Annotated in this window: 23 protein-coding genes and 4 pseudogenes; 15 read left to right on the top strand and 12 right to left on the bottom strand. The window is 71.4% G+C overall.

Annotated features, from left to right (window positions below):
* Positions 1–32: 32 nt before the first annotated feature.
* The 3 genes from uraD to BS83_RS17295 all read right to left on the bottom strand — a co-directional run bounded on the left by uraD (position 33) and on the right by BS83_RS17295 (position 1,319).
* A complete protein-coding gene (gene uraD, locus BS83_RS17305; RefSeq protein ID WP_037604655.1) occupies positions 33–548 on the bottom strand; it encodes a 2-oxo-4-hydroxy-4-carboxy-5-ureidoimidazoline decarboxylase in 516 nt (171 codons plus the stop codon).
* Positions 549–666: 118 nt separating this feature from the next.
* The gene (locus BS83_RS17300; protein ID WP_037604654.1) at positions 667–1,047 is read right to left on the bottom strand and encodes a helix-turn-helix domain-containing protein; all 381 of its coding nucleotides are present in this window, start codon (positions 1,045–1,047) and stop codon (positions 667–669) included.
* The gene (locus BS83_RS17295; protein ID WP_084713611.1) at positions 1,044–1,319 is read right to left on the bottom strand and encodes a thiamine-binding protein; all 276 of its coding nucleotides are present in this window, start codon (positions 1,317–1,319) and stop codon (positions 1,044–1,046) included. The genes BS83_RS17300 and BS83_RS17295 overlap by 4 nt, the downstream gene beginning before the upstream one ends.
* Before the next feature lie 148 nt (positions 1,320–1,467).
* Here BS83_RS17295 and BS83_RS17290 point away from each other — a divergent pair, with 148 nt between their 5' ends.
* The 9 genes and pseudogenes from BS83_RS17290 (at position 1,468) to BS83_RS17250 (ending at position 12,840) form a co-directional block, all read left to right on the top strand.
* Positions 1,468–2,322: a TIM barrel protein gene (locus BS83_RS17290; protein WP_037604652.1), complete on the top strand. Its 855-nt coding sequence runs from the start codon at positions 1,468–1,470 to the stop codon at positions 2,320–2,322.
* A 201-nt stretch (positions 2,323–2,523) separates the two neighbouring features.
* On the top strand, positions 2,524–3,417 hold the full coding sequence (locus tag BS83_RS17285) for a 2-hydroxy-3-oxopropionate reductase (protein WP_037604651.1): 894 nt from the start codon (positions 2,524–2,526) through the stop codon (positions 3,415–3,417).
* A gap of 1 nt (position 3,418) precedes the next feature.
* Positions 3,419–5,197 (top strand): glyoxylate carboligase, encoded by a 1,779-nt coding sequence (gene gcl, locus BS83_RS17280; RefSeq protein ID WP_063774182.1) that lies wholly within the window; start codon positions 3,419–3,421, stop codon positions 5,195–5,197.
* A gap of 128 nt (positions 5,198–5,325) precedes the next feature.
* Positions 5,326–6,465, top strand: coding sequence for a glycerate kinase (locus BS83_RS17275; RefSeq protein ID WP_037604650.1), 1,140 nt, complete (start codon positions 5,326–5,328; stop codon positions 6,463–6,465).
* Between the two features lie 390 nt (positions 6,466–6,855).
* On the top strand, positions 6,856–8,193 hold the full coding sequence (allB, locus tag BS83_RS17270; RefSeq protein ID WP_037604649.1) for an allantoinase AllB: 1,338 nt from the start codon (positions 6,856–6,858) through the stop codon (positions 8,191–8,193).
* Positions 8,190–9,215 (top strand): annotated as a pseudogene (alc, locus tag BS83_RS17265) (allantoicase); the annotation flags it as partial. The gene allB and the pseudogene alc, both read left to right, overlap by 4 nt.
* Before the next feature lie 416 nt (positions 9,216–9,631).
* Positions 9,632–11,092, top strand: a complete 1,461-nt coding sequence (locus tag BS83_RS17260) for a catalase (RefSeq protein WP_037604648.1) — start codon at positions 9,632–9,634, stop codon at positions 11,090–11,092.
* 124 nt (positions 11,093–11,216) lie between these two features.
* Positions 11,217–12,005 carry a VOC family protein gene (locus tag BS83_RS17255; RefSeq protein ID WP_037604647.1) on the top strand — a complete coding sequence of 263 codons (789 nt, stop codon included), beginning with the start codon at positions 11,217–11,219 and terminating at the stop codon, positions 12,003–12,005.
* Between the two features lie 79 nt (positions 12,006–12,084).
* Positions 12,085–12,840: an IclR family transcriptional regulator gene (locus BS83_RS17250; protein ID WP_037604646.1), complete on the top strand. Its 756-nt coding sequence runs from the start codon at positions 12,085–12,087 to the stop codon at positions 12,838–12,840.
* An 8-nt stretch (positions 12,841–12,848) separates the two neighbouring features.
* Here BS83_RS17250 and BS83_RS17245 read toward each other — a convergent pair whose 3' ends face one another.
* Entirely contained in the window at positions 12,849–13,250 is a 402-nt protein-coding gene (locus tag BS83_RS17245) for an Imm32 family immunity protein (RefSeq protein ID WP_037604645.1), read from the bottom strand.
* 152 nt (positions 13,251–13,402) lie between these two features.
* Here BS83_RS17245 and BS83_RS17240 point away from each other — a divergent pair, with 152 nt between their 5' ends.
* From BS83_RS17240 to BS83_RS17230, 3 genes are read left to right on the top strand one after another with little or no spacing between them, the layout of a single operon-like run.
* Positions 13,403–13,867, top strand: coding sequence for an SRPBCC domain-containing protein (locus BS83_RS17240; RefSeq protein ID WP_037604644.1), 465 nt, complete (start codon positions 13,403–13,405; stop codon positions 13,865–13,867).
* Entirely contained in the window at positions 13,864–14,214 is a 351-nt protein-coding gene (locus tag BS83_RS17235; RefSeq protein WP_037604643.1) for an ArsR/SmtB family transcription factor, read from the top strand. The genes BS83_RS17240 and BS83_RS17235 overlap by 4 nt, the downstream gene beginning before the upstream one ends.
* Positions 14,215–14,247: 33 nt before the next feature.
* Entirely contained in the window at positions 14,248–14,685 is a 438-nt protein-coding gene (locus tag BS83_RS17230) for an SRPBCC family protein (RefSeq protein ID WP_037604642.1), read from the top strand.
* A gap of 65 nt (positions 14,686–14,750) precedes the next feature.
* Here BS83_RS17230 and BS83_RS17225 read toward each other — a convergent pair whose 3' ends face one another.
* A complete protein-coding gene (locus tag BS83_RS17225; RefSeq protein ID WP_037604641.1) occupies positions 14,751–16,424 on the bottom strand; it encodes a peptide-N4-asparagine amidase in 1,674 nt (557 codons plus the stop codon).
* A gap of 84 nt (positions 16,425–16,508) precedes the next feature.
* Here BS83_RS17225 and BS83_RS17220 point away from each other — a divergent pair, with 84 nt between their 5' ends.
* Entirely contained in the window at positions 16,509–16,985 is a 477-nt protein-coding gene (locus BS83_RS17220) for a hypothetical protein (protein ID WP_157597213.1), read from the top strand.
* A 17-nt stretch (positions 16,986–17,002) separates the two neighbouring features.
* On the opposite strand, the gene BS83_RS17215 is transcribed toward BS83_RS17220, so the two are convergent.
* Complete coding sequence (locus tag BS83_RS17215) at positions 17,003–17,584, bottom strand: NUDIX domain-containing protein (protein ID WP_198035253.1); 582 nt, start codon at positions 17,582–17,584, stop codon at positions 17,003–17,005.
* 114 nt (positions 17,585–17,698) lie between these two features.
* Positions 17,699–18,016 (bottom strand): annotated as a pseudogene (locus BS83_RS17210) (RNA polymerase subunit sigma-24); the annotation flags it as partial.
* Between the two features lie 72 nt (positions 18,017–18,088).
* Here BS83_RS17210 and BS83_RS48585 point away from each other — a divergent pair.
* Together BS83_RS48585 and BS83_RS17205 are read left to right on the top strand one after the other, a co-directional pair.
* Positions 18,089–18,178 (top strand): annotated as a pseudogene (locus tag BS83_RS48585) (DnaJ C-terminal domain-containing protein); the annotation flags it as partial.
* A pseudogene (locus tag BS83_RS17205) lies at positions 18,175–18,420 on the top strand (hypothetical protein); the annotation flags it as partial. The pseudogenes BS83_RS48585 and BS83_RS17205, both read left to right, overlap by 4 nt.
* A gap of 28 nt (positions 18,421–18,448) precedes the next feature.
* Here the strand turns inward: BS83_RS17205 and BS83_RS17200 are convergent.
* From BS83_RS17200 to BS83_RS17180, 5 genes are all read right to left on the bottom strand, one after another.
* Positions 18,449–19,615: an XdhC family protein gene (locus BS83_RS17200; protein WP_037604639.1), complete on the bottom strand. Its 1,167-nt coding sequence runs from the start codon at positions 19,613–19,615 to the stop codon at positions 18,449–18,451.
* A gap of 79 nt (positions 19,616–19,694) precedes the next feature.
* Positions 19,695–21,176, bottom strand: a complete 1,482-nt coding sequence (locus BS83_RS17195) for an NCS2 family permease (protein WP_037604638.1) — start codon at positions 21,174–21,176, stop codon at positions 19,695–19,697.
* 284 nt (positions 21,177–21,460) lie between these two features.
* Positions 21,461–23,785 (bottom strand): xanthine dehydrogenase subunit D, encoded by a 2,325-nt coding sequence (pucD, locus tag BS83_RS17190; RefSeq protein WP_037609254.1) that lies wholly within the window; start codon positions 23,783–23,785, stop codon positions 21,461–21,463.
* 38 nt (positions 23,786–23,823) lie between these two features.
* Positions 23,824–24,312, bottom strand: coding sequence for a (2Fe-2S)-binding protein (locus BS83_RS17185; protein ID WP_037604637.1), 489 nt, complete (start codon positions 24,310–24,312; stop codon positions 23,824–23,826).
* Positions 24,309–25,214, bottom strand: coding sequence for an FAD binding domain-containing protein (locus BS83_RS17180; protein WP_037604636.1), 906 nt, complete (start codon positions 25,212–25,214; stop codon positions 24,309–24,311). The genes BS83_RS17185 and BS83_RS17180 overlap by 4 nt, the downstream gene beginning before the upstream one ends.
* Positions 25,215–25,491 lie beyond the last annotated feature (277 nt).

Below are 25,491 nucleotides of genomic sequence, written 5' to 3'. Positions count from 1 at the left end.
AAACGGCGAGGGTGCCGGTGGGGTGCGGACCGTCAGCTCTCGTGCAGCAGACGGTCGAGGCGAATGTCGTTGATCTTGCCGAGCTCGCCCCGCACGATCTCCCGCTCGGTGGCGGCGTCGTTGGGGTAGCGCTCGCGGATCGCGGCGAACATGGTCTCCGCGGTGCGGCCGGTGGCGCAGATCAGGAAGACGTGGCCGAACTTCTCCTCGTAGGAGGCGTTCGCGGCGGCCAGGGCGTCGAGCAGCTGCTGCTCGGCGCCGGCGACGCCGGCCTGTTCGCGCTCGGAGGTGGCGTCGCCCGGCTTGGGCGTGCCGATCCTGGCGTGGCCGGCCATGGCGTCGAGCAGGTCCGCGGTGCCCAGGGCGGCCATCGCGTTGGCGTTGGCGCTGTGGAGGGCGGTCTCGTCGCGGAAGGGGCGGGCGAGCCGGACCAGCTTCGCCCAGGTGGGGCTGGAGCAGATCTCCAGGAGGAGCGTGTCCAGCTCGCCGTCCTCGACCGCGTTGACGCGGTCGAGCGTGGTGCTTGCCGGGGTGGCGGGTTGGGTCACTCGTGACCTCCAAAAGTGGTTGCCACGAGAAACGTAGGAGCCGCCACCCCTGATCGTCAACAGTTTGTTGAAGAAATCCCGGCCGTGTCGTTCACCGGCCCGATGCCCGCGGGGCCGGTCAGGACTGCTTTCCGGCCGCCTGCTGGCGGTTGAGGTAGTTGTACACGGTGAACCGGCTGACCCCGAGCGCCGCCGCCACCGTCTCCACCCCGTGCCGCACGGTGAACGCGCCCCGTTCCTCCAGCACGGCGACGACGCGCTGCTTGCCGGCCCGGTCGAGCTCGGTGAGCTCACCGCCGCCGAACTGGCGCTTCACGTCGGCCAGCAGCCGGTCCAGCGCGCTCTCCAGGCCGGGCAGGCGTACCGCGACCGCCGGTGCGCCCTCCCACTCCAGGACCACGTCGTCCGGCCGGGTGTCGCCGAGCTCCACCGCGCTCGCGCCGACGGCGTCGAGCAGCGGCTTGATGGCTATCGCCAGCGGGTGCTGCGCCTCGCTCATCCCGCTCCCTCCCCATCCGCAATCGGTTCGCCGTTCTCGCCGATGACGCTGACCTGGAGCGAGATCCGGGTGGCCCCGTGGGCCAGGGTCTCCCGCACCAGCCGGTCGATGGCGGCCAGCGTCTGCTCGGCGGTGCCCTCGGCGCTGGTGCCGAAAGGCCCGACCTCGACGCTGAGCCCGGCCTCGTCGACCACGCGCCTGGCTGTCTTCGCATGTTCCGGGAAGCCGTCCAGCTCGAACGGCTCGGTCGTGAACTCCACCTTCAATCGCACGCCCGAAGCGTAACCGCGAAACGCGGGTTGGGAACCCTCCCCTTGACAAACTGTTGAAGCGTCGTGGCATAGTTTCGGCAAGCAGAAAACATCTTCCGCATGGTGGAACCAGCGTTGCGCCGGCGGATCTCTCGGAACTGGTGATGGCATGACCGCCGCTGAGCAGAGCTGGCTGAACCAGCGCTGGACCGTCAACCTCTCGATCCTCTTCACCGAACTGCCCCTGGTGGAGCGTCCCGCCGCGGCGAAGGCCGCCGGCTTCGACGCCGCCGAGCTGTGGTGGACCCTGGACGGCCCGACCCCGCCGCAGGCCGAGCTCGACGCCCTGCGCGACGCGTTCGTGAACGCGGGCGTCCGGCTGACCGGTCTCAACTTCGACGCCGGCAACATGGCCGGCGGCGACAAGGGCCTGCTCTCGCGTCCCGCCGACTCGCAGCGCTTCCGCGACAACATCGCGGTGGCGGTCGGCCTGGCCGACTCGCTGGGCTGCACGGCGCTGAACGCGCTGTACGGCAACCGGGTGGACGGCGTACCGCTCGCCGTCCAGGACGAACTCGCCCTGGAGAACCTGGCGCTGGCCGCGCAGGCCGCGAACGGGATCGGCGCCGTGCTTCTGGTGGAGGCACTGAACGCGCCGGAGGCCCCGCAGTACGGGCTGCTCTCCTCGAAGGACGCGGTGGCGGTGGTGGACGCGGTGAACGCGGCCACCGGCCTCGGGAACACGAAGTTCCTCTGCGACCTCTACCACCTGGCCCGCAACGGCGAGGACCTGCCCGCGGTGATCTCCGAGTACGCGGACCGGATCGGCCACGTACAGGTCGCGGACGCGCCGGCCAGGAACTTCCCCGGCAGCGGCGAGCTGGACTTCCCTGCGCTTCTGGCGCAGCTGGATGCCGTTGGCTACGAAGGCTACATCGGCCTGGAGTACAAGGCCGAGGCCGGAGTGGCTTCAGCCGACTCCTTCGAGTGGCTGCCGCGCGAGCTGCGCAGCTCTTCGCTCTGACCGGCCCCACCACCAGGGGCGCGAGGAACTGCGCGCGCAACCACAACGGAACGAAGAGCGCAGAACTGTGCTTGCCCCGGCTCCCGGTGGCGCACGGCCGGTCGCGCCCACGCGGCGGAGCCGCAAGTCGGCACAGCCCCGCGCCCCTGAAGGGGCGCCTGCAACTTCCCTCTCTCAGTGAACTTCCCGGAGGAGTACTCCATGAGCACGACCCCCCGTCGTATCGCCTTCATCGGACTCGGCATCATGGGCAGCCCGATGGCTGCCAACCTGGTCAAGGCCGGACACACCGTCACCGGCTTCAACCTGGTGCAGGCGCCGATCGACCGCCTGATCGCCGATGGCGGCAAGGGCGCCGGCTCGATAGCCGAGGCCGTCAAGGACGCCGAGATCGTCATCACGATGGTGCCCGCCGACCCGCAGGTCGAGGCCGTCTACTTCGGCGCGGAGGGCGTGCTGGAGAACGCTCCGGCCGGCGCCCTGCTCGTCGACATGAGCTCGGTGACCCCGCAGATCTCGCAGCGCGTCGCCGCCGCCGCCAAGGAGAAGGGCCTGCGTTCCCTCGACGCCCCCGTCTCCGGCGGTGAGGCCGGCGCCATCGAGGGCGTGCTCTCGATCATGGTCGGTGGCGAGCGTGCCGACTTCGACGAGGCCGAGCCGGTCCTGAAGGCGCTGGGCACCACCGTCGCGCTGGTCGGCCCCTCCGGCTCCGGCCAGACGGTCAAGGTCGCCAACCAGCTCATCGTCGCCGTCAACATCCAGGCGTGCGCCGAGGCCGTGGTCTTCCTGGAGAAGTCCGGCGTGGACCTGGAGGTCGCCCTCGAGGTGCTCAACGGCGGCCTGGCCGGCTCGACCGTGCTGACCCGCAAGAAGAACAACTTCCTCAAGCGCGACTTCGCCCCGGGCTTCCGGATCGACCTGCACCACAAGGACATGGGCAACCTGCTCTCCGCGGCCCGCGCCGTCGAGGTCCCGCTGCCCACCGCCGCGCTGGTCGCCGACTTCATCACCGCGCTGCGCAACGCCGGCGACGGCGGCCTCGACCACTCCGCCCTGCTGCGCAACCTGGAGCGCCTGTCCGGAAAGGCCAACTGACATGGCACGCATGACCGCGGCGGAAGCCGCCGTTGAGATCCTCAAGCGCGAGGGTGTCACGAACATGTTCGGGCTCCCCGGTGCGGCGATCAACCCGTTCTACGCGGCGATGCGCAGCCGTGGTGGCCTCCACCACACGCTGGCCCGCCACGTCGAGGGCGCGTCCCACATGGCCGAGGGCTACACCCGGGCCAAGGCCGGCAACATCGGCGTCTGCATCGGCACCTCGGGCCCGGCCGGGACCGACATGATCACCGGTCTCTACTCCGCCAGCGCGGACTCGATCCCGATCCTCTGCATCACCGGCCAGGCTCCCGTGGCCAAGCTGCACAAGGAGGACTTCCAGGCGGTCGACATCGCGAGCATCGCGAAGCCGCTGACGAAGATGGCCGTCACCGTGCTGGAGCCCGCCCAGGTTCCCGGCGCGTTCCAGCAGGCCTTCCACCTGATGCGCTCCGGTCGTCCCGGCCCGGTCCTGATCGACCTGCCGATCGACGTCCAGATGGCCGAGATCGAGTTCGACGTCGACACCTACGAGCCGCTCCCGGTCTACAAGCCGGCCGCGACCCGTCGCCAGGTCGAGAAGGCGCTGGACCTGCTCCAGGCCTCCGAGCGTCCGCTGATCGTCGCCGGCGGCGGCATCATCAACGCCGACGCGGCCGACCTGCTGGTCGAGTTCGCCGAGCTGACCGGCGTCCCGGTCGTCCCAACCCTGATGGGCTGGGGCACCATCCCGGACGACCACCCGCTCACCGCGGGCATGGTCGGTCTGCAGACCTCGCACCGGTACGGCAACGAGACCTTCCTGCAGTCGGACTTCGTCGTCGGCATCGGCAACCGCTGGGCCAACCGCCACACCGGCAACGACACCTCGGTCTACACCGCGGGCCGCACCTTCGTGCACGTCGACATCGAGCCGACGCAGATCGGCCGCACCTTCGCCCCGGACTTCGGCATCGTGTCCGACGCCAAGGCGGCGCTGGAGCTGTTCGTCGAGGTCGCCCGCGAGCGCAAGGCCGCCTCGCTGCTCAAGGACTACAGCGCCTGGGCCGCGAGCTGCCAGGAGCGCAAGGCCACGATGCTGCGCAAGACGCACTTCGACAACGTGCCGATCAAGCCGCAGCGGGTCTACGAGGAGATGAACAAGGCGTTCGGGCGCGACGTCCGCTACGTCACCACCATCGGCCTCTCCCAGATCCAGGCCGCGCAGCTGCTGCACGTCTACAAGGACCGGCACTGGATCAACGCCGGCCAGGCGGGCCCGCTGGGCTGGACCGTCCCCGCCGCGCTCGGTGTCGCCACCGCGGTGCCGGAGGAGACCGTCGTCGCGCTCTCGGGCGACTACGACTTCCAGTTCATGATCGAAGAGCTGGCCGTCGGCGCGCAGTTCAACATCCCCTACGTCCACGTCGTGGTGAACAACGCGTACCTGGGCCTGATCCGTCAGGCGCAGCGCAACTTCGACATGGACTACTGCGTCCAGCTGTCCTTCGACAACGTCAACGCCCCGGAGCTCAACGGCTACGGCGTCGACCACGTCAAGGTCGCCGAGGGCCTGGGCTGCAAGGCGATCCGCGTCTTCGAGCCCGGCGAGATCGGCAACGCCCTGGAGCAGGCCAAGAAGCTCGCGGCCGAGTTCAAGGTCCCGGTGATCGTCGAGGTCATCCTGGAGCGGATCACGAACGTGTCGATGGCGGGCGCCGACATCGACAAGGTCAACGAGTGGGAGGAGCTCGCCACCGCTCCCGGCGACGCCCCCACCGCGCTGCTCGGCAACTGAGCGCGCTCCGCGCCCCCTCCGAGGGGCGCGGCTAATCTCCTCCCGGCGGCGTGATCCAATCCGGTCGTGCCCTCGCCGTCGGGAGGCATTCTTCAATGAGTACAAGGTCCGCGAAGGTGAGGCTGTCCATGCTGCAGAACCAGGGCCACGTGGTGATCGCGCCCGACAAGTTCAAGGGCAGCCTCACCGGGTCCGAGGCGGCCGAGCGGATCGCCGCTGGTGTCCGCCGGGCCCTGCCCGGCGTCGAGGTGCGCACGCTTCCCGTCGCCGACGGCGGCGAGGGCACGGTCCTGGCCGCGGTCGCGGCGGGCTTCACCGCCGTGCCGACCCGCGTGGACGGTCCGACCGGCGAGCCGGTCGAGGCGGTGTTCGCGGTCAGGGGGGAGACCGCGGTCATCGAGGCGGCCCAGGCCAGCGGGCTGCAGCTGCTGCCGGGCGGGGTCAAGGCCCCGCTGACGGCCGGCAGCTACGGCACCGGCCGGCTGATCCGCCGCGCGATCGACCTGGGGTGCACCAGGATCGTGCTCGGCCTCGGCGGCGTCGCCTGCACGGACGGCGGCGCGGGCCTGGCCCAGGCGCTGGGCGTCCGGCTGCTGGACGCGGCCGGGGCGGAGCTGCCGCCGGGCGGCGCGGCCCTGGCCCGCCTGGACGCGGTGGACCCCGGCCCGCTCGCGGACACCCTCTCCGGCGTCGAGTTCGTCGTCGCGAGCGACGTCGACAACCCTCTCCTCGGTGAGCGGGGCGCGCCTGCGGTCTACGGACCGCAGAAGGGCGCGACGCCCGAGGATGTCGCGGAGCTCGACGCCGCGCTGGCCCACTGGGCCGACCATGTCGCCAAGCTGACCGGCACCGACCTCCGCGACGCGCCCGGCGCGGGTGCGGCGGGCGGCCTCGGCTTCGGCGCACTGGCCCTTCTGGGGGCCTCTCTACGGCCCGGGATCGCGCTTCTGCTCGATCTGCTGGGCTTCGACCAGGCGGTGCGGGGAGCCCGTCTGGTCGTGACCGGCGAAGGCTGCCTGGACGTGCAGACCCTGCACGGCAAGGCGCCCGCCGGTGTCGCCGAGGCGGCGACCGGGGCAGGGGTCCCGGTGGCAGCCGTGGCCGGTCTGCTGGAGCTGTCCGAGACGCAGTGGCGTGCCGCAGGGTTCGTCGCCGCGCTCTCGCTCTCCGAGCTGGCCGGCCCCGGCGGAGACAGTCTCGCCCGCGCCGGGGAACTGGCGGAGCTGGCTGGGGAGCGGCTCATCGCCACCCTCCTCGGCGCGGGCTGAGGCGCGTCCCTTCGTCGGACGGGACAGTTGCACCATCCAGGGGCGCGGGGAACTGCGCGAGAAACCACGGACATGCGGACGGCCCTGCACGATCGGGGCGCCACCCGCGCGGGTGGCTTGTCGCGCAGTTCCCCGCGCCCCTGAGGCGTTGCAGCCGGCGCGCCGCTGTTGACCCGTCGCGCCCACGCGCCGGAGGCGCGGATCGGCGGAGCCCCGCGCCCCTGGGCGTTGCCCGGCTTGCCGCGCGCGGCAGCCCCGCGCCCCTGCTGGCTTCCGTATGTTCGCCTGAACCCGGCGCGTCCCAACGCTTCAACAACTCGTTGAAACAAACCGTTGACGTCTTGTTGAAGCCAGTCCTAGGCTCTCGTTAACCCAATCAGGAGGCCCAAGTTGACCAAGGTGTTCCGAGCCGGAAACGCCGTCCTTCCGGACGGCGAGCGCGCCGCCGACGTGGTCGTGAGCGAGGGTCGGATCACGGAGGTCCTGGGCTACGGCGAAGCCGCCGACGGCGAGATCGTCGACCTCGGTGGGCTCACCCTCCTGCCCGGTCTCGTCGACAGCCACGTGCACGTGAACGAGCCCGGTCGCACGGAGTGGGAAGGCTTCGCCACCGCGACCCGCGCCGCCGCGGCCGGCGGGGTGACGACCATCGTCGACATGCCGCTCAACTCGATCCCGCCGACCACCACGGTCGCGAACCTCGAGTCCAAGCAGAAGGTCGCGGAGGGCCAGCTCTACGTCGACACCGGCCTGTGGGGCGGCGCCGTACCCGACAACACCGGGGATCTCGCCGACGTCCACGCCGCCGGGGTCTTCGGGTTCAAGAGCTTCCTCGCCCCCTCGGGGGTGGACGAGTTCCCGCACCTGAACGCGGAGCAGCTGGAGCGCGCGTTCGCCGAGCAGGCGCGCATCGGGGCGCTGGCCATCATCCACGCCGAGGACCCCCGCGTCCTCGACGAGGCCCCGCACACGCCCGGCCCGGAGTACGCCGACTTCCTCGCCTCCCGGCCCGACGACGCCGAGGCCGTCGCCGTGACCGGCCTGCTGGAAGCAGCCAAGCGCACCGGCGCCCGCGTCCACATCCTGCACGTCTCCTCCGCGGCCGTACTGCCGCTGCTCCGCGCCGCGCGCGCGGACGGCGTCCAGGTGACCGCGGAGACCTGCCCGCACTACCTCACCCTCGCCGCCGAGCAGGTCCCGGCCGGCGACACCGCCTTCAAGTGCTGTCCGCCGATCCGCAGCGAGTCCAACCGCGACCAGCTCTGGGAGGCACTCGCCGCAGGCGAGTTCGCCGGGATCGTCTCGGACCACTCGCCCTCGACGCCGGACCTCAAGCACCTGCCGCGCTTCGGCGGCGACGGCGACTTCGCCGCCGCGTGGGGCGGCATCGCCTCGCTCCAGCTGGGCCTGCCGGCGATCTGGACCGAGGCGCGCCGTCGCGGTCACAGCCTCTCCGACGTGGTGCGCTGGATGTCCGCAGGGCCCGCCGCCCTCGTCGGGCTGACCACCAAGGGCGCCATCGCGCCCGGCATGGACGCCGACCTGGTGGCCTTCGATCCGGACGGGGACTTCACCGTCGACCCGGCCGGGCTGCACCACCGCAACCCCGTGACCCCTTACGCAGGCCGCTCGCTGACCGGCGTCGTGCGGACCACCTGGCTCCGTGGCGAGCCGGTGGACGTGACCGCCGCCCCGACCGGCCGACTGCTGACCCGAGGAGAAGCATGACCGACGCACAGAAGCCCGCCGCCTTCACCGAGTTGGTCAACCTCGCGGCCAGGTCGCTGGGCGCCGGCGTGATCGACGCCAACGACGAGCTGTTCGCCGAGAAGGAGAACCTGCTCGTCGCCAAGCCGGCCGAGTTCCGCCCGCACACCTTCGGGCACAAGGGCCAGATCATGGACGGCTGGGAGACCCGCCGTCGCCGCGGCGCGGACGCGTCCGAGCCGCACCCGACCGACGACGACCACGACTGGGCGATCGTCCGCCTGGGCGTCGCCGGCGTGATCCGCGGCGTGATCGTGGACACCGCGCACTTCACCGGCAACTACCCCGAGTCCGGCTCGGTCGAGGCCGCGTCCATCCCCGGCACGCCCTCGCCGGCCGAGGTCGCCGCCGCCGAGTGGGTGGAGATCGTCCCGCGCACCGCGCTCAAAGGCGACACCGCGCACGAGTTCGAGGTGTCCGTCGAGCAGCGCTTCACCCACGTCCGCCTCAACATCTGGCCGGACGGCGGCGTCGCCCGCCTCCGCGTCCACGGCGAGGTCGTCGCCGACCCGCGCGACCTCGACGGGCTGACCTTCGACCTGGCGGCGCAGGAGTTCGGCGGGGTCGCCACCGGGGCCTCCGACCGTTACTTCTCCTCCCCGCACAACCTCAACTCGCTCGGCCGCGCGGCCGTGATGGGTGAGGGCTGGGAGACCCGCCGCCGTCGCGACAAGGGCAACGACTGGGTCGAGCTCGACCTGGTCGGCGAGGGCGAGGTGCTGGCCGTCGAGGTCGACACCACCCACTTCGTCGCCAACTGCCCCGGCTGGGCCGCCGTCTCCGGGCGCGACGCCGCCACCGGCGAGTGGATCGAGCTGCTGCCGCGCACGCGCCTGCAGCCCGACACCCGCCACCGCCTGCGCGTCGAGCCGCGCGCGGCCGTCACCGCCGCGCGACTGGACGTGTTCCCCGACGGCGGCATCGCCCGGCTGCGGCTCACCGGCCGTCTGACCGAGGCCGGCCGCGCCGCGCACGCGCTGCGCTGGCTCGACGTGCTGCCGGCCGCCGAGGCCGAGCAGGCGCTCACCGAGGCCGGACTGACCGCCGCCGAGGCGCAGGCGCTCACCGCCGCCCGCCCGCTGGCCGACGCCGCCGCCGTGCGCTCCGCCGAGGCCGCGCTGACGCCGGCCGACACCCCCGACGGCGCGGAGACCTCCCGCCGCCGGGCCGCGATCTGGCGGCTGCTGGGAGTTTGACGACGGCCCTTCCAGCAGCCGCCGAACCACCAGCGCGGGGCCCCTTCCACCGTTGACCGGCTCCCGCCTCGGGCCGGGAGGCGTCCCTTCCGCCTCGGCGGCGGGGGCGCCCCGCCGCCGAACCACCACTTCTGCACCCTCTTCTTCCTCACCGACGACTTCACCCGCGAAGACAGACGTCTGAGCCGATCCGGAGTACCTCCATGTCGAAAATCCTGACCACTGAGTCCGGCGCCCCGGTCGCCGACAACCAGAACTCCGCCCAGGCCGGCATCGGCGGGCCGGTCCTGATCCAGGACCAGCAGCTGATCGAGAAGCTCGCCCGGTTCAACCGCGAGCGGATCCCGGAGCGCATCGTGCACGCCCGCGGCTCCGGCGCGCACGGCTACTTCGAGGTCACCGACGACGTCACCCCGTTCACCCGGGCGGCGTTCCTGGCCACGGTCGGCAAGCGCACCGACGTCTTCCTGCGCTTCTCCACCGTCGCCGGCAACCTCGGCGCGCCGGACGCGGTGCGCGACCCGCGCGGCTTCGCGCTGAAGTTCTACACCGAGGAGGGCAACTACGACCTCGTCGGCAACAACACCCCGGTGTTCTTCATCAAGGACCCGATCAAGTTCCCCGACTTCATCCACTCGCAGAAGCGCGACCCGTTCACGGGCGTCGGCGAGGCCGACAACGTCTGGGACTACTGGTCCTACTCGCCCGAGTCGCTGCACCAGATCACCTGGCTCTTCGGCGACCGCGGCATCCCGGCCTCGTACCGTCACATGAACGGCTACGGCTCGCACACCTACCAGTGGGTCGCCGCGGACGGCGCCGCCTACTGGGTGAAGTACCACTTCAAGACCAACCAGGGCATCCGCTGCCTGGACGCCGAGCAGGCGGCTGCCGTCGCCGGCCAGGACCCGGACAGCCACCAGCGCGACCTGCACCAGGCCATCGAGCGCGGGATCTTCCCGACCTGGACCGTCTACGTCCAGCTGATGCCGGTCGCCGAGGCGGCGGACTACCGCTTCAACCCGTTCGACCTGACCAAGGTCTGGCCGCACAGCGACTACCCGCTGCAGCGCGTCGGCCGTCTGGTGCTCAACCGCAACCCGGAGAACGTCTTCGCCGAGGTCGAGCAGGCCGCGTTCTCGCCGAACAACTTCGTGCCCGGCATCGGCCCGTCCCCGGACAAGATGCTCCAGGGCCGTCTCTTCGCCTACGCCGACGCGCACCGCTACCGCCTGGGCGTCAACCACACCCAGCTGGCGATCAACGCGCCGAAGGCCACCGAGGCGAACAACTACGGCCGCGACGGCTTCGCCGCCGTCAACGCCGCCGGCCGGGCCAAGAACTACGAGCCCAACTCGTACGACGGCCCGCGTCAGACCGACGCCGCGCTGTTCGCGCCGACCGCGGTCTCTGGCTGGACCGGCACACACGCCGCCGCCGCGCACGTGAAGGACGACGACTTCTTCCAGGCCGGCGAGCTGTTCCGACTGATGTCGGAGGGCGAGCAGGAGCGTCTGATCGCCAACCTGGCCGGCTCCATCGGCTCGGTCACCCGCGACGACGTCGTCGAGCGCGTGCTGCCGTTCTTCCACGCGGCGGACAGCGACTACGGCCGCCGTCTCGAGGCTGCCGTGAAGGCGATCCGCAACGCCGACGAGAGCTGAGTCGCGGCACTCCCGCAGTACTCCCGTCACTCTCCGACCACGCCGTCACCGTTCCGGTGGCGGCGTGGTTGCGTTGGTAGAAGAGTGTGCGCGGAGGGGGACCTTGCGCTTCCGGAGGAGAAGCATGTCCACGACCAGTGCACCGTATGCGGCCGGCACCCCTTGTTGGGTGGACCTGATGGCGAAGGACCAGCGGGCCGCGATCGACTTCTACTCAGACGTGTTCGGCTGGTCCGGTGAACCCGGCCCGGCCGAGTTCGGCGGCTACGCCATGATGATGCTGGGCGACCGCCCGGTCTGCGGGATCGGTCCCTCGATGGCGCCGCCCGGGATGCCGGAGCCGCCCCACGTCTGGACCACCTACCTGTCCAGTGACGACGCCGACGCGACCGCGGAGAAGATCAAGGCCGCGCACGGCAGCCTGATGGTCGAGCCGATGGACGTCGGCACGGTCGGCCGGATGCTGGTCGCGGTCGACCCGACGGGGGCGGTCTTCGGCGTCTGGGGCCACAAGGACTTCTTCGGCGCGGTCGCCGTGAACGAGCCGGGCGCGCTGTGCTGGAACGAGTGCAACACCCGCGACGTGCCGGGCGCCGCCGCGTTCTACGAGGCGGCCCTGGGCATCAAGGCCGTGCCGATGGAGCAGATGCCCGGCTACTTCGGCCTGGAGGTCGCGGGCCGGACCGTCGGCGGGATGCAGGACATGGGGGACAACTTCCCGGCGGGCACGCCGCCGCACTGGATGACCTGGTTCTGCGTGGACGACACCGACGCCACCGTGGACGCGGCCGTCAAGCGCGGGGCCACCGTCGTCGTCCCGCCGATGGACGCTCCGCCGGGACGGCTGGCCGGGATCATGGACCCGTGGGGAGCCGTGTTCTGCGTGCTCAAGCTGGCCGTGCAGCCGTCGTAGCACCCCGCTGGCGACCGGACCGATCGGTCATCGAACACCGCACAACCCATGCTCACCAGGCTCGCTGACGGCTAGTCTGGTGAGCATGGCTGCGCAGAACCCCAGTCCGCGGAGTTCGGTGGAACGCGCCCTGCGGCTGCTCGAGGCTGTCGACCGCAGGGGTTTCGGCGCGAGCGCCGACGAACTGGCCGAGGAGGTCCAGCTCTCGGTCGACCACGCGCGGCGGCTGCTGCGCTCGCTGGTCCGCGAGGGCTATCTGGAGCGCCTGGCCGACGGCGCGTACGTGCTCGGCGGCGCGCTGGCGATGCTGGGTCAGGCCAACCGCGAGCAGCTGGTGCAGTCGCGGCTGGTCGCCAAGCTGGCCTCGCTCCGCGACGAGCTGGGCGCGGCGGTGTACTTCAGCCGCTACACGGACGGCGAGGTCGCCGTCCAGGCGGTGGTCGACGGCCCGATGACGCCGAGCGTCCACGAGTGGGTCGACTTCCGCGCCACGGGCCACGCCAGCGCGATCGGCAAGTGTCTGCTGGCCCAACTCGACGACGACGGCCGCCGCGACCACCTCTCCCGCCACCCCGCGGCCCGCTTCACCTCCCGCACCAGCATCGACACCGGCATGCTCCTCCAACGTCTGGACCGCCACCCGACCACGATGCCGATGCTCGACCTCCAGGAGTACGCCATCGGCACGGTCTGCGCCGCCGTCCCGGTCACCGCGGGCACCGCCGTCGGCTGCCTCGCCCTCTCCCTCCCGGTCGAGGAGGCCTACCGCCTCAAGGAAGCCGCCGAAACCCTCTCCGCCAAGGCGGCCCCGGTCCTCCTGGCGCTCACGGTCTAGCGCAGCGATCAACCGGCCGCCCGGCGGGTGGGCATGCCTCCGTGGGGGCTGTTGACGACCAGTGGGACGGAGCCCTCGGCGAGGTAGAAGTGCCCGGGGAAGTAGTCGAGGTGGAGGTGGCCTCCGTCCGCGGCGGATGCGATGCCGCGCAGGTTCTCCGCGAGAACCGTCCGGCCGGCCTGGTCGCCGCTGATCAGCAGAATCCGCCGCTCGGGGTCGAGGCGAACGAGAACGCCGGGGCCGGGGGAGGTCCGGACCTCGATGCCCAGCAGGGCCACGTCGTCGTCGGGCGCGGGTGAGGCGCTGAGTCGGGCCTCGCCGGTGGCGACGGCGTCTGCCAGGCGGTGCAGTTCGTCGGCCGATCCCGTCAGATCGACTTCGGTGAACGCGGGGGCGGGGACAAGTCTCACGGCTGGCACTCCTTCACGGTCCGGTGCTCATGGTGCCCGTCCGCGGCGGCGGCGCCGACCCGCATCAGAGCAACCAAAGGTTGCGCATCGCCCGGCGGCGGTCTAACGTTAAGAGCAACCAAAGGTTGCACGACGTGGGACGAGGAGCGGTGATGGAGTACGGCAGCATCGAGCGGGAGATCCACATCGAGGCCGCGCCCGAGGTGGTCTACGAGGTCATCACCACACCCGAGCACCTGAAGGAGTGGTGGCCGGACGACGTCGAGCTCAAGGCGGTGCCCGGGGCGACCGGGTTCGTCAGTTTCGGGGAGCTGGGCTCGCCGGACGCGCAGGGGTCGCCGGTCACCGTGGTGGAGGCCGATCCGCCGCGGCGGTTCTCGTTCCGGTGGGCCTACGAGGAGGGCGAGGCCGCGCGGGTGGACAACTCCCTGCTGGTCACCTTCGACCTGGAGCCGTCCGGCGCAGGCACGCTGCTGCGATTCACGGAGGGCGGCTACCGGGAGAAGGGGTGGGAGGCGGCCGTGCTGGAGGAGACCTACCGGGACCATGCCCGTGGCTGGGACTACTTCCTGCCGCGCCTGGTGGGGCAGGTCGCCCGGGTGGTGTCGACGCCGTGACCACCGTGGTGGACGACGAGCTGTGGTCCGCGGTGGGCGACCCCATCCGCCGACGGATGCTCGACCTGCTGCTCGCCGACGGCGGCGGCACGGCGACCACGCTCAGCGATCGCCTGCCGGTGACCCGGCAGGCCGTCGCCAAGCATCTCGGCGTGCTGGGCCGGGTCGGACTGGTCCATGACACACCCTCGGGGCGCGAGCGCCGCTACGAGGTGGACGAGGCCCAGCTCGCCCGCGCGGTGGCGCAGTTGTCGTCGGTCGGTGCCGCCTGGGACGCCCGACTGCAGCGCATCAAGCGGATCGCGGAGGCGATCCAGCGCAGCCGCGAGGCCGGCCACGAAGGCTGAGCCGCGCGGGAGGAGACGAGAGGGAGAGAGATCATGGAAATCCTGCACAGGATCGGCGTCACGTCCTCGCCCGAGGAGGTCTACGCCGCACTGAGCACGGTCGACGGGCTGGCGAGCTGGTGGACCAAGGACACGGACGGCGACAGCGACGTCGGCGGCGTGCTCCGGTTCCGCTTCGTTCCCGGCGGCTTCGACATGAAGGTGCTGGAGGCCAAGCCGTCCCAGCGCGTGCTCTGGGAGGTCGTGGACGGGCCCGAGGAGTGGCTCGGCACCAAGGTGAGCTTCGACCTCAAGCAGGAGGACGAGTACACCATCGTCCTGTTCCGGCACGAGGGCTGGCGGGAGCCGGTGGAGTTCATGTACCACTGCAGCACCAAGTGGGCCACCTTCCTGATGAGCCTCAAGCGCGTGGTCGAGACCGGCAAGGGCGAGCCCGCGCCGGACGACGTCCAGATCAGCAACTGGCACTGAGCCGAGCCGCGCGCCGGATGAGCCTGCGGGCGCCGGGAGTCCCGGCGCCCGCAGGCTCGTGCACGCTAGCCGCAGGAGCTGACCACGTCCGAGGTCACGTAGCCGTGCGCGGCGCGGATCGTGTGGTCGTAGCAGGCGCCGGTGTCGGTCGTGCCGGTCCAGTGCTCGGAGTCGGTGCCGTCGGCCGCCGTGACCACGCCGCCCGTGCGGGCCAGGACGCCGGTGGCCTGGACGGAGTCGTCCGTGAAGGCCGTCCGGCGCCAGGGGGAGTCACCCTGGCGGACGCTGTCCCGCAGGATGCGGACCTGGTGGACGGTGGCGGACAGGGAGTAGTTGTCACCGTCGGTGAAGAGTGGCACGGCCGAGTCCACCGTGATCGGGTAGGACCACTGGTGCCTGGTGGCCGAGGTCCGGCCGTGTTCGCGGGTGGTGGTGACGGTGGTCGTGCCGGACTCCTGCTGGGACATGACCTGGTGCTGGCCGGCCGAGGAGACCGCGTCGGTGTTGAGGTACCCGGCGTGCTGCTCGACCGTGGTGCGGACGCGGCCGGCGGAGGTGTCCAGGTACCCGGACGTCGTCCAGTCGCGCTGGGCGCTCACCCGTACGTTCATGGTGTCGCCCGTCCCCGGGGTCTCCGTGGTGGTGACGGCGGGGGTCAGCGAGATGGTGTCCCCGGTGAGTGCGCCGGAGGTCTGCGCCGCGTGGTGGTCCGTCGTCAGGAACAGCGTGCTGTCGACGGTCCAGCCGTCGGCCGCGCCGTAGGGGGTCACCGTGAAGGTGTGCGGCTTCCCGTCCACCAGCAGCCCGGCGAAGGGCGTCAGGTCCAGGCCGTAGGGCTGGGTGACGAACTGGTCCACCGCCGGGATCGGCCGCCACAGCGTCGGCACGATGCCGCCGGAGTAGACGACGGGATACGGCTGCGCCAGACCGGCCGGGCGGCCGTCCACGGAGACCTGCACCTCGCGGTAGGGGCCGCCGCCGCAGAGGTAGTCGGGGTACTGCGCGGCGAGGTCGTCCGGCACCGAGGTGAACCACTGCTCGTCGCAGCCGCCGCCGCGGGCGTAGAGCTCCATCTGCACGCCGGTCAGGTTCCGGGGGAGCGTGACCGTCTTGGAGGACGACTGGCCCGGGTTCAGGTAGGTCCAGCCCGCGTCCGTCGTCGAAGCGGAGAGGGGGAGGACCTCGTCGGCGGTGCGGGCCGCAGGGTCGTGCCTGTCGGCCTGGTAGTAGGTGAGCGTCAGCTTCATGTGGTAGACGCCGGTGTAGGTGGAGTTGACCACGTTGCCGAGCGAGACCGCGATCGGCTGCGCCGTGCGCAGCAACGGGATGAAGGAGCTGACGTCCTTCTCCAGGCTCCAGCTGATGCCCGCCTGCGTCGGCTCCGGCGTGCTGGTGCGCAGCACCTCCGCCCCGCCGATCCACACGCCCGCCAGCCGGTCGTACTGCCGCCCCTGCACGCTGCCGGACCAGCCGAGCACGACCTTGCTCCACGGCCCCGGGCAGTCGGCCGGCGGCGTCACCGTGCCGCTCCAGGCGGGGGAGGAGATGGTGTTGCCGAAGTCGTTCTGCATGGCGGTCACCGTGCAGTGGTGCGTGGCCGGTTGGCTCACCGGCGGCAGTGCGGTGACCGGGTTCTGGTAGTTGGTCTCGATCTGCCCTCCGTCGGCATGGGCTGTTCCCGTGCCGAGCAGGGCAGCACACAGCAGGGCCGCTGTTCCGAGCACGCCCGCGATGCGCATACACTCGCCTCCCGTCGATCTTGACTGGGTGGTTCCGGTGGGACCTTGCACCGTTGTCGGTGCGCGCACAAGAGGGCGTGAAGGATGAGCTGGTGGGACGGGGTGACGGTCCGGGGCCGTCGCGAGGACGGAAGCGTCGCCGAGATCCGGATCCGGCAGGGCGCGAGGCAGACCCTGCAGATGGGCGCCGCCATCGCGTTGGTGGCTGACCTGCTGACGGTCCTCGCACCCCACGGGGAACACTTCCGCGAGTTCTTCCTGATCGCCTACCCGGTGTTCGTGCTGGTCCTCAACGGCCTGCTGGCCTTCGTCACACCGGGACTCAGACTCACCGAGCAGGCCCTCGAGTTCGGCGCTCTGGGCGGCGCCCCGATGCTCTGGCCCGCCGTGCGGGAGATCCGCACCCGCAGGTTCTGGGGCACCACCCAGATCGTCGTGGTGGCGGTCGACGGCACCGTCCGCAAGGTCAGGGGACCGGTCACGGGCTTCCCCTACGACCGCGACTTCGACCGCAAGCTCAGCACCCTGCAGACCTGGTGGGCCCTGCGTCGGGGCTGGTAGCGGGAGCGGCGGGGCCGCTACGCCCCGCCGTGCTCCTCGGCGAGCAACTGCGCCAGCAGCAGGACGGCGGCCACGGTGCCGGCCTCGGTGATCGCGCCGGAGCGCACCAGCGCGACGGCCTCCGACGCCGGTGCGCGGCGCACCGTCATCCAGCCTTCGGACGCCTCGCGGTCGGTCTCGCCCGCGGTGAGGTCCCTGGCGAGGAACAGGTGGGTCCGGGCGGGCGTGGCGGTCGGCAGCGGATGGATCACGCCGAGCGGCATCCAGTCGGCGGCGCGGCACCCGGTCTCCTCGGCCAGCTCCCGGTGGGCCGCGACGAGCGGCTCCTCCTCCGGGGCGACGCCGCCGCCGGGCAGGGTGAGCATCCGCTGTCCGGGGAGGTAGAACTGATCCTCCACCAGGACGATCCGGTCCTGGTCGTCGAGCGCGAGCACCCGCACGCTGTCCGCGACGCGGACGTGCTCGTAGAACTCCGGCGCGGCCGGGCCCGACAGCACGTCCTGGTACAGCTGGACGAACCTGCCCTCGTACACCGGCCGCCGCTCCACCAGCCGCCAGAGGTGTGGAGCGTCCGCATCAGCGTCACCAGGAGTCAGCACCCCACCAGGATGCCGCCTCCGGGCCGCCCCGAACAGACCGCGGTCTCCCACCGGCCAGGACGTCGACGTCCCGGTCCTCGCGTTGTCGACGGGCGGCGGCCGGCCCGGTCGGCGTCAGTCGTCCTCCCCGTCGGTCCACGGCCGCAGCTTCTCCGGGTTCCTGACCGCCCAGACCCTGCTGACCCTGCCGTCGGCCACCGCGAACGAGGCCACCGTCACGACGACCCCGTCGCGCCGGGCCACCAGCCCCGGCATGCCGTTGACCGAGCGTTCCAGGAGTTCCAGCCCGGGGGCCGTCTCGGCGATGGCGACCATGTACCGGGCGATCCTGGCGCCGCCCTCGACGGGGTGCAGGGCGGTGCCGACCAGGCCGCCGCCGTCGGCGGTCATCACCGCGGCCGGGTCGAGGAGGACGACGAGGGCCGGGATGTCACTGCTGCTGACCGCGCACTGCGACGAACGGCCGAACCAGCGCTTCTTCGTCACGGGAGCCGCGCCGCGCGGCGCGGCAGCCAGCCGGGCGACCTGTACGTCACCGTGGACGTCCAGCCGCACCCGGTCTTCGGCCGGCGCGGCGACAACCTGACGGCTACGGGGAGACGCTGCACGGCGTCGGGGCGCGCGTGATGTACGGGGCGGCGATGCTCTACGTGCTGGCGGCGGTGGTGGCCCGGAGGAGGGGCGGCGGTACCCGTCGGCACGTGTGGCAGGCGTCGGGCTTCCTGGTGCTCGCCTCGGTCCAGGTCGTGCTCGGCATCGCGCACGTGCCGGCTGTCCATCTGCCGCTGGGCGTCCTGATGTTCGGGCTGAGCGTGCTGGCGCCGGCCCGGCGCTGACCGCCGGCCGACCGATGCTGCCGGGCGGTCAGGCTATCCGGCGGGGCTCCTCGGCCGTGGCGCTGCGGATGTCGTGGTGGATCGGGCCGTCGTGCGCGCTGAGCGGGAGGCAGCCGCCGCCGCGGCGGTGGGCGACGATCTCGGCCGCGACCGCGACCGCGGTCTCCTCCGGGGTACGGGCGCCGAGGTCCAGGCCGATGGGGGAGCGCAGGCGGTGCAGTTCGACCTCGGTGAGGCCGATCTCGCGCAGCCGGTCCAGGCGCTCCAGGTGGGTGCGGCGCGAACCCATCGCGCCGACGAAGCCGAGGGGCATCCGCAGCGCGCGCTCCAGCAGCGGCACGTCGAACTTGGCGTCGTGGGTCAGCACGCACAGCGCGGTGCGGGAGTCCAGGCGGCCGGCCTCGGCCTCCGCGTCGAGGTAGCGGTGCGGCCAGTCGACCACCACGCGGTCGGCCCCGGGGAAGCGGCGCTCGGTGGCGAAGACGGGGCGGGCGTCGCAGACGGTGACGTCGTAGCCGAGGAACTTGCCGATCCTGGCCACCGCGCCCGCGAAGTCGATCGCCCCGAAGACGATCATGCGCGGTGCGGGCACGTAGGACTCGACGAAGAACACGGCCGCGTTCGAGGAGTTGGGGTCGCAGGGACGCCCGTCCAGGGCGAGCGTCAGCTGCCCGGTCCGGCCGGCGTCGAGCATCGCGCGGGCCTGCAGCACCGCGGAGTTCTCCAGGCCGGGGGCGGCGTGCAGGGTGCCGTGGTGGGAGTCGCCGGTCACCGCCAGCGTCGCGCCCAGCAGCTCGGTGGGGCCGCTGATGCAGCGGACCAGCGCGACCGGGGTGCCCGACTGCACGTAGGCGACGCCCGCGTCCATGCCCTCGCAGACGCCGGGGCGGACCGGCTGCACGAAGACGTCGATGATCCCGCCGCAGGTCAGGCCGACCGCGAAGGCGTCCTCGTCGCTGTAGCCGAAGCGCTGCAGCACCGGCTCGCCGCTCGCCAGCGCGTCCTGGCACAGCTCGTAGACGGCGCCCTCGACGCAGCCGCCGGACACCGAGCCGACGGCCTCGCCGTCCGCGTCCACGGCCAACGCGGCGCCCGGGTCGCGCGGGGCGCTCCCGGAGACCGAGACGACGGTGGCCACGGCGAAGGGACGTCCCGCGCTGTGCCAGCTGCTCAGCTGCTCGGCGATGTCCTGCATGGGTCGCGCTCCTTGGAATCAAGAGTAAGGCTGTGGCCGGGTCGCCCGTCGCGAGGGACGGGCGACCCGGCCGGAAGGCTCAGTGGATGCCGAGCCATTCCTTGATCGGGTGCAGGGCGAAGTAGACGAGGAAGACCACGGTCAGTCCCCACATCAGCACACCCGGCTCACGCCAGCGGCCGCGACCGGCCTTGATGGCGCAGTAGGCGATGACGCCCGCGCCGACGCCGGCGGTGATCGAGTACGTGAACGGCATCAGGGCGATGGTGAGGAAGGCCGGGATGGCCACCTCGCGGTCGTTCCACTCGATGTGGCGGGCCTGGGCCAGCATCATCGAGCCGATGACGACCAGCGCCGCCGCCGCGACCTGGCCCGGCACCATGCCGGCGATCGGGGTGAAGAAGAGCATCGCCGCGAAGACCAGGCCGGTGACGACGCTGGAGAACCCGGTCCGGGCTCCCTCGCCGACGCCGGTGGCGGACTCGATGAACACGGTCTGGCCGGACGCGCCGGACAGGCCGCCGATCACGCCGCCGGTGCCGTCGACGAACAGCGCCTTGGACAGACCCGGCATCCGGCCCTGCTCGTCGGCCAGACCGGCCTCGGTGCCGATGCCGATGATCGTCGCCATGGCGTCGAAGAAGCCCGCCAGGACCAGGGCGAAGACCGCGAAGCCGGCGCTCAGCGCGCCCATGCCGTGGCTGCCGAAGGCCCCGAAGAGGTCGATGTGCCCGAAGAGACCGAAGTCCGGCGAGGAGACCGGGTTGCCGGGGAAGGTCGGGACCGACAGACCCCAGACGGAGGCCGGGATGTTCACCACGGCGTTGAGGACGACCGAGAGGACGGTGCCGACCACGATGCCGATCAGGATGGCGCCGGGGACCTTGCGGGTCTGCAGGATGAAGATCGTCAGCAGCGTCACCGCGAAGACCAGCACCGGCCAGCCCTGGAGGTTGTCGCTGATGCCGAGCTGCAGCGGCGTGTCCGTGTGCGCGGCGTCCGGGATGCGGGACACGAAGCCGGCGTTGACCAGCCCGATCAGGGCGATGAAGAGGCCGATGCCGATGGTGATCGCGTGCTTGAGCGCCATCGGTATGCCGTTCATGATCTTCTCGCGAAGACCGGTCACGACGAGCAGCACGATGGCCGCCCCATAGATGATGCAGAGGCCCATCGCCTGTGGCCAGGTGATGTGGGGGACCATCACTGCGGCCAGCGTGTTGGACACGCTGAGTCCGGCGGCCGCGGCGAGCGGCGCGTTGCCGACGACGCCGAGGAGGATGGTCGTCACGGCCGCGGCGAGCGCGGTCGCGGTGGTGACCTGGGCATGGCTCAGATGGTTCCCGTTGACGTCCGCGACCGACAGGATGATCGGGTTGAGCAACAGGATGTAGGCCATGGCCATGAAGGTGGTCAGACCACCGCGGACCTCGCCGGCGAGGGTGGACCCTCTGGCGGAGATCTTGAAGAAGCCGTCAAGAGCGTTCTTGGGCCTCGGGTCCGACGGCAGGGTGGGGCCGCCGGGAGGGGTGACACTGGGTTCCGTGGAGATCTGGGTCACGGTTCCACTCCCAAGTTTCGAAGGGGGTTGGGGTGGAGCGGCCGGCCTGGGTGACCCTCTAGGCGGGGAAACAGGGGACGGTGCGGCGCGCTACTTTGCGGGTGCTGCTGCCGTGGTGCACGTGCCTCGGCGAAGGCGGCGTGCTGGCTGGTGCGGGGTACATCGTGAACTTTCTCTACTTGTGCTGCTGTTGTTGCTGGCCTTGCGTTTGGTGCAGCCCCGGGACGGGGCGTGGGAAGACCTGACATGGTGTGCTCCGTCCCGGGGCGGTCTGTGTGCCCTTGTCAGCTCTCGCCGGTGCCCGTCAGGTGCTCGGGCCGGACCGGAACCCGGTTCAGCGCGAGACCCGTGGCCTGGCGGATCGCTGCCACGACCGCCGGGGTGGACGAGAGGGTGGGGGCCTCGCCGACGCCGCGCAGCCCGTACGGGGCGTGCTCGTCGGCGAGTTCCAGGACCTCCACCGGCTGCGGCGGAGTGTCCAGGATGGTCGGGATGAGGTAGTCGGTGAAGGACGGGTTCCTGACCTTGCCGTCCTTGACGATGATCTCCTCCATGACGGCCAGGCCGAGGCCCTGCGTCGAACCGCCCTGGATCTGGCCGACCACGGAGAGCGGGTTCAGCGCCTTGCCCACGTCCTGGGCCGCAGCGAGCTCGACCACCTTGACCAGGCCCAGCTCCACGTCCACGTCGACCACGGCGCGGTGCGCGCAGAAGGTGTACTGGACGTGGCCGAAGCCCTGCCCGGTCTCCTTGTCGAAGGGGACGGTCGGGCGGTGGTGGTGCTCGCGGGTCAGGTCGATGACGGTGTCGCCGAGCAGGTCCACGATCGAGACCAGCACGCCGGCCGAGGCGGAGACCACCTTGCCGCCGACCAGCGACAGGTCGTTGTAGGTCCAGCCGTAGCGCTTGCGGCCCAGCGCCAGCAGCTCGTTGCGTACCGCCTCGGCGGCCAGCTTCACCGCGCCGCCGGTCATGTAGGTCTGGCGCGAGGCGGAGGTCGAACCGGCCGAGCCCACCTCGGTGTTGGCGGGGTGGATGGTGACACGTTCGACGCCCAGCTCGGTGCGGGCGATCTGGCCGTGGACGGTGACGCCGCCCTGGCCGACCTCGGCCATGGCCGTGTGCACCATGGCGACCGGCTCGCCGCCGATGACCTCCAGGCGGACCCGGGCGGTGGAGTAGTCGTCGAAGCCCTCGGAGAAGCCGACGTTCTTGATGCCGACCGCGTAGCCGACGCCGCGCACGATGCCCTCGCCGTGCGAGGTGTTGGACAGCGCACCGGGGATCTCACGGATGTCCAGGTGCGTGGTGTCCAGCGGGGCCGGCAGCGGCAGCGCCTTGACGCGGCGCAGCAGGTCCGCGACCGGGGCCGGGGAGTCGATCTCCTGGCCGGTCGGCATGATCGAGCCCTGCTCCACGGCGTTGAGCTGGCGCAGCTCCACCGGGTCCATGTCCAGCTCGGCGGCCAGCTTGTCCATCTGCGCCTCGTAGGCGAAGCAGGCCTGGACCGCGCCGAAGCCGCGCATCGCGCCGCAGGACGGGTTGTTGGAGTAGAGCGCGACCGCCAGCATGTTGACGTTCGGGATCTCGTAGGGGCCCATGCCGAGCGAGGCGGCGTTGCCGACCACGGCGGGCGAGGCCGAGGCGTAGGCGCCGCCGTCCAGCACGATCCTGGCGTCGCAGTAGACCAGCTTGCCGTCGCGGGTGGCGCCGGTCTCGTAGGTCAGCTTGGCCGGGTGGCGGTGCACGTGGCCGAAGAAGGACTCCTCGCGGGAGTACACGATCTTGACGGGCTTGCCGGTGCGCTGCGCCAGCAGGCAGGCGTGGATCTGCATGGACAGGTCCTCGCGGCCGCCGAACGCGCCCCCGACGCCCGCGAGGGTCAGCCGCACCTTGTTCTCGGGCAGGCCGAGCACCGGGGCGATCTGCTCGCGGTCCACGTGCAGCCACTGGGTGGCGATGTACAGGTCGATGCCGCCGTCCTCGGCGGGCACGGCCATGCCGGACTCCGGGCCGAGGAAGGCCTGGTCCTGCATGCCGACCACGTAGTCGCCCTTGATGACGACGTCCGCCATCGCGCGGACCTCGTCGGTCACGCCGAGGCCGGAGACGACCTTCTGCGAGTGGACGACGTTGCCGGAGGCGTGGCCCTTGTACTCGTCGGGGGTGTGCACGTACCCGTAGGTCTCCGGGTCGAGGCACTGCTCCTCGGTGGTGATGGTCGGCAGCAGCTCGTACTCGACCTTGATCTTGGCGAGCGCACGGCGGGCGGTCTCCGGGTGGTCCGCGGCGACGATGGCGATGGCCTCGCCGTGGTAGCGGATCTTGCCGGTGGCCAGCGCGGGCTGGTCCTTGATCTCCAGGCCGTAGAACTTGGAGCCGGGGATGTCGTCGTAGGTCATCACCGCGTAGACGCCGGGGTGCTTGACCGCCTCGGAGGTGTCCACGGAGAGGATCCTGGCGTGGGCGTGCGGCGAACGCAGCGCCATGCCCCAGAGCATGTCCTCGTGCCACATGTCCGAGGAGTAGGCGAACTGGCCGGTGACCTTGAGGATGCCGTCCGGGCGCAGCGGCGAGCCGCCGATGCCGTCCGGGTGGGCCGTCGTGATGTCCTGGAGGTTCTTCTCGACGCGAGGGGCGCGGGTCGTCACTGGGACACCTCCGACTTCGAGCACTTGCGGGCGGAGGCGAGGCGGACGGCGTCCATGATCTTCTCGTAGCCCGTGCAGCGGCACAGGTTGCCCGAGAGGGCCTCGCGGATGTCGTTGTCGCTCGGCTGCTCGTTGCGCTCCAGCAGGTCGTGCGTCTGCACCAGCAGGCCGGGGGTGCAGAAACCGCACTGCACGGCGCCGGCGTCGACGAAGGCCTGCTGGACGTCGTCCAGGCCGGTCTCCGGGTCGGCCAGACCCTCGACGGTGCGCACCTCACGGCCCTGCACCTGGCCGGCCGCGACCAGACAGGAACAGACCGGGGCGCCGTCGAGGTAGACCGTACAGCTGCCGCATTCGCCCTGCTCGCAGGCGTTCTTGGAGCCCGGCAGGCCCAGCCGCTCGCGGAGCATGAACAGGAGGCTCTCGCCCTCCCAGACGTCGTCCGCCTCGACCTCGCGGCCGTTGGCGTTGAAGGTCACCCTCATGCTGCGCTCCTCAGGGACTGCGTGTACTCGTTCCAGGTCCAGGTCAGGGTGCGGCGCGCCATGACCGCCAGCGCGTGGCGGCGGTAGGCGGCGGACCCGCGGACGTCGTCGATCGGCGAGGAGGCGGCGGACACCAGCTCGCCGAAGCGCTGGATGGCGGCGGGGCCGATCAGGCCGCCCGACTGCCACAGGCCGCGCTCGGCCAGCTCACCGGCCAGGAACTCCTCGGCCTCCACCGCACGGCGCGGCGTCGGGGCGGCGGAGCCGATACCGGTGCCGACCGTGCCGTTCTTGGGGTGCAGCGCGAAGCCGAAGGCGCAGACCGCGATGACCATCGCGTTGCGGGTGCCGATCTTCGAGAACTGCTGCGGACCGTCGGCCACCGGGATCCGCACCGCGCGGATCAGCTCGTCGGCCTCCAGGCTGTTGCGCTTGACCCCGACGTAGAACTCGTCGATCGGGATCAGGCGGGTGCCGCGCACCGACTGGGCCTCGACCAGGACGTCCCGACCGGCCGCCAGCAGCGCGGGGTGGGCGTCACCGGCCGGCGAGGCGCCGCCGAGGTTGCCGCCGACGCTGCCGCGGTTGCGGATCTGCGGGGAGCCGACCGTGTTGCCGGCGATGGCGAGACCGGGCAGCTGGGCACTCAGCTCCTGGGTGATCCGGGCGTAGGGCACGGCGGCGCCCAGGCGGATCACCTCGCCCTCCTGCCCCTCGTAGGCGCCGGACTCCCACTCGGTCAGCTCGCTGATCCGGTTCAAGTCCAACAGGGCGGCAGGGCGGTGGCGGTCGAAGTTGAGCTCGACCATCACATCAGTGCCGCCGGAGATCGGCAGCGCGGACGGGTTCTCAGCCTTCGCCGCGAGCGCCTCGTCCCAAGTGGCGGGCCGCAGGAACTCCATGCGGGTGACTCCTTCAGTCGGTACAGCGAGCAGTCGGTACTTCTTGGGGGTTCGTCGTGGGGAGTTTCTTCAAGGGGAGGTGTGAGCAGTACACAAGTCCCACGCCATGTGCCGTCAGTCACTGATGGCATGAAGGTGTGGTCGCGACGCCACCCGAAGGGCTGTACTTTTCTCCAACGGACGGCGAACGGGCCGGGACGTCTGGTTGACTTTCCCGAGGTGTTCTCCCCTGGAGAAATGGGTAGCCATGGCTGCCACCACTGGGCGTAGTGTCTGC

It is taken from the genome of Streptacidiphilus rugosus AM-16, assembly GCF_000744655.1.
Lineage (GTDB): Bacteria > Actinomycetota > Actinomycetes > Streptomycetales > Streptomycetaceae > Streptacidiphilus > Streptacidiphilus rugosus.
This window is presented reverse-complemented; position numbering and strand designations above follow the sequence as displayed.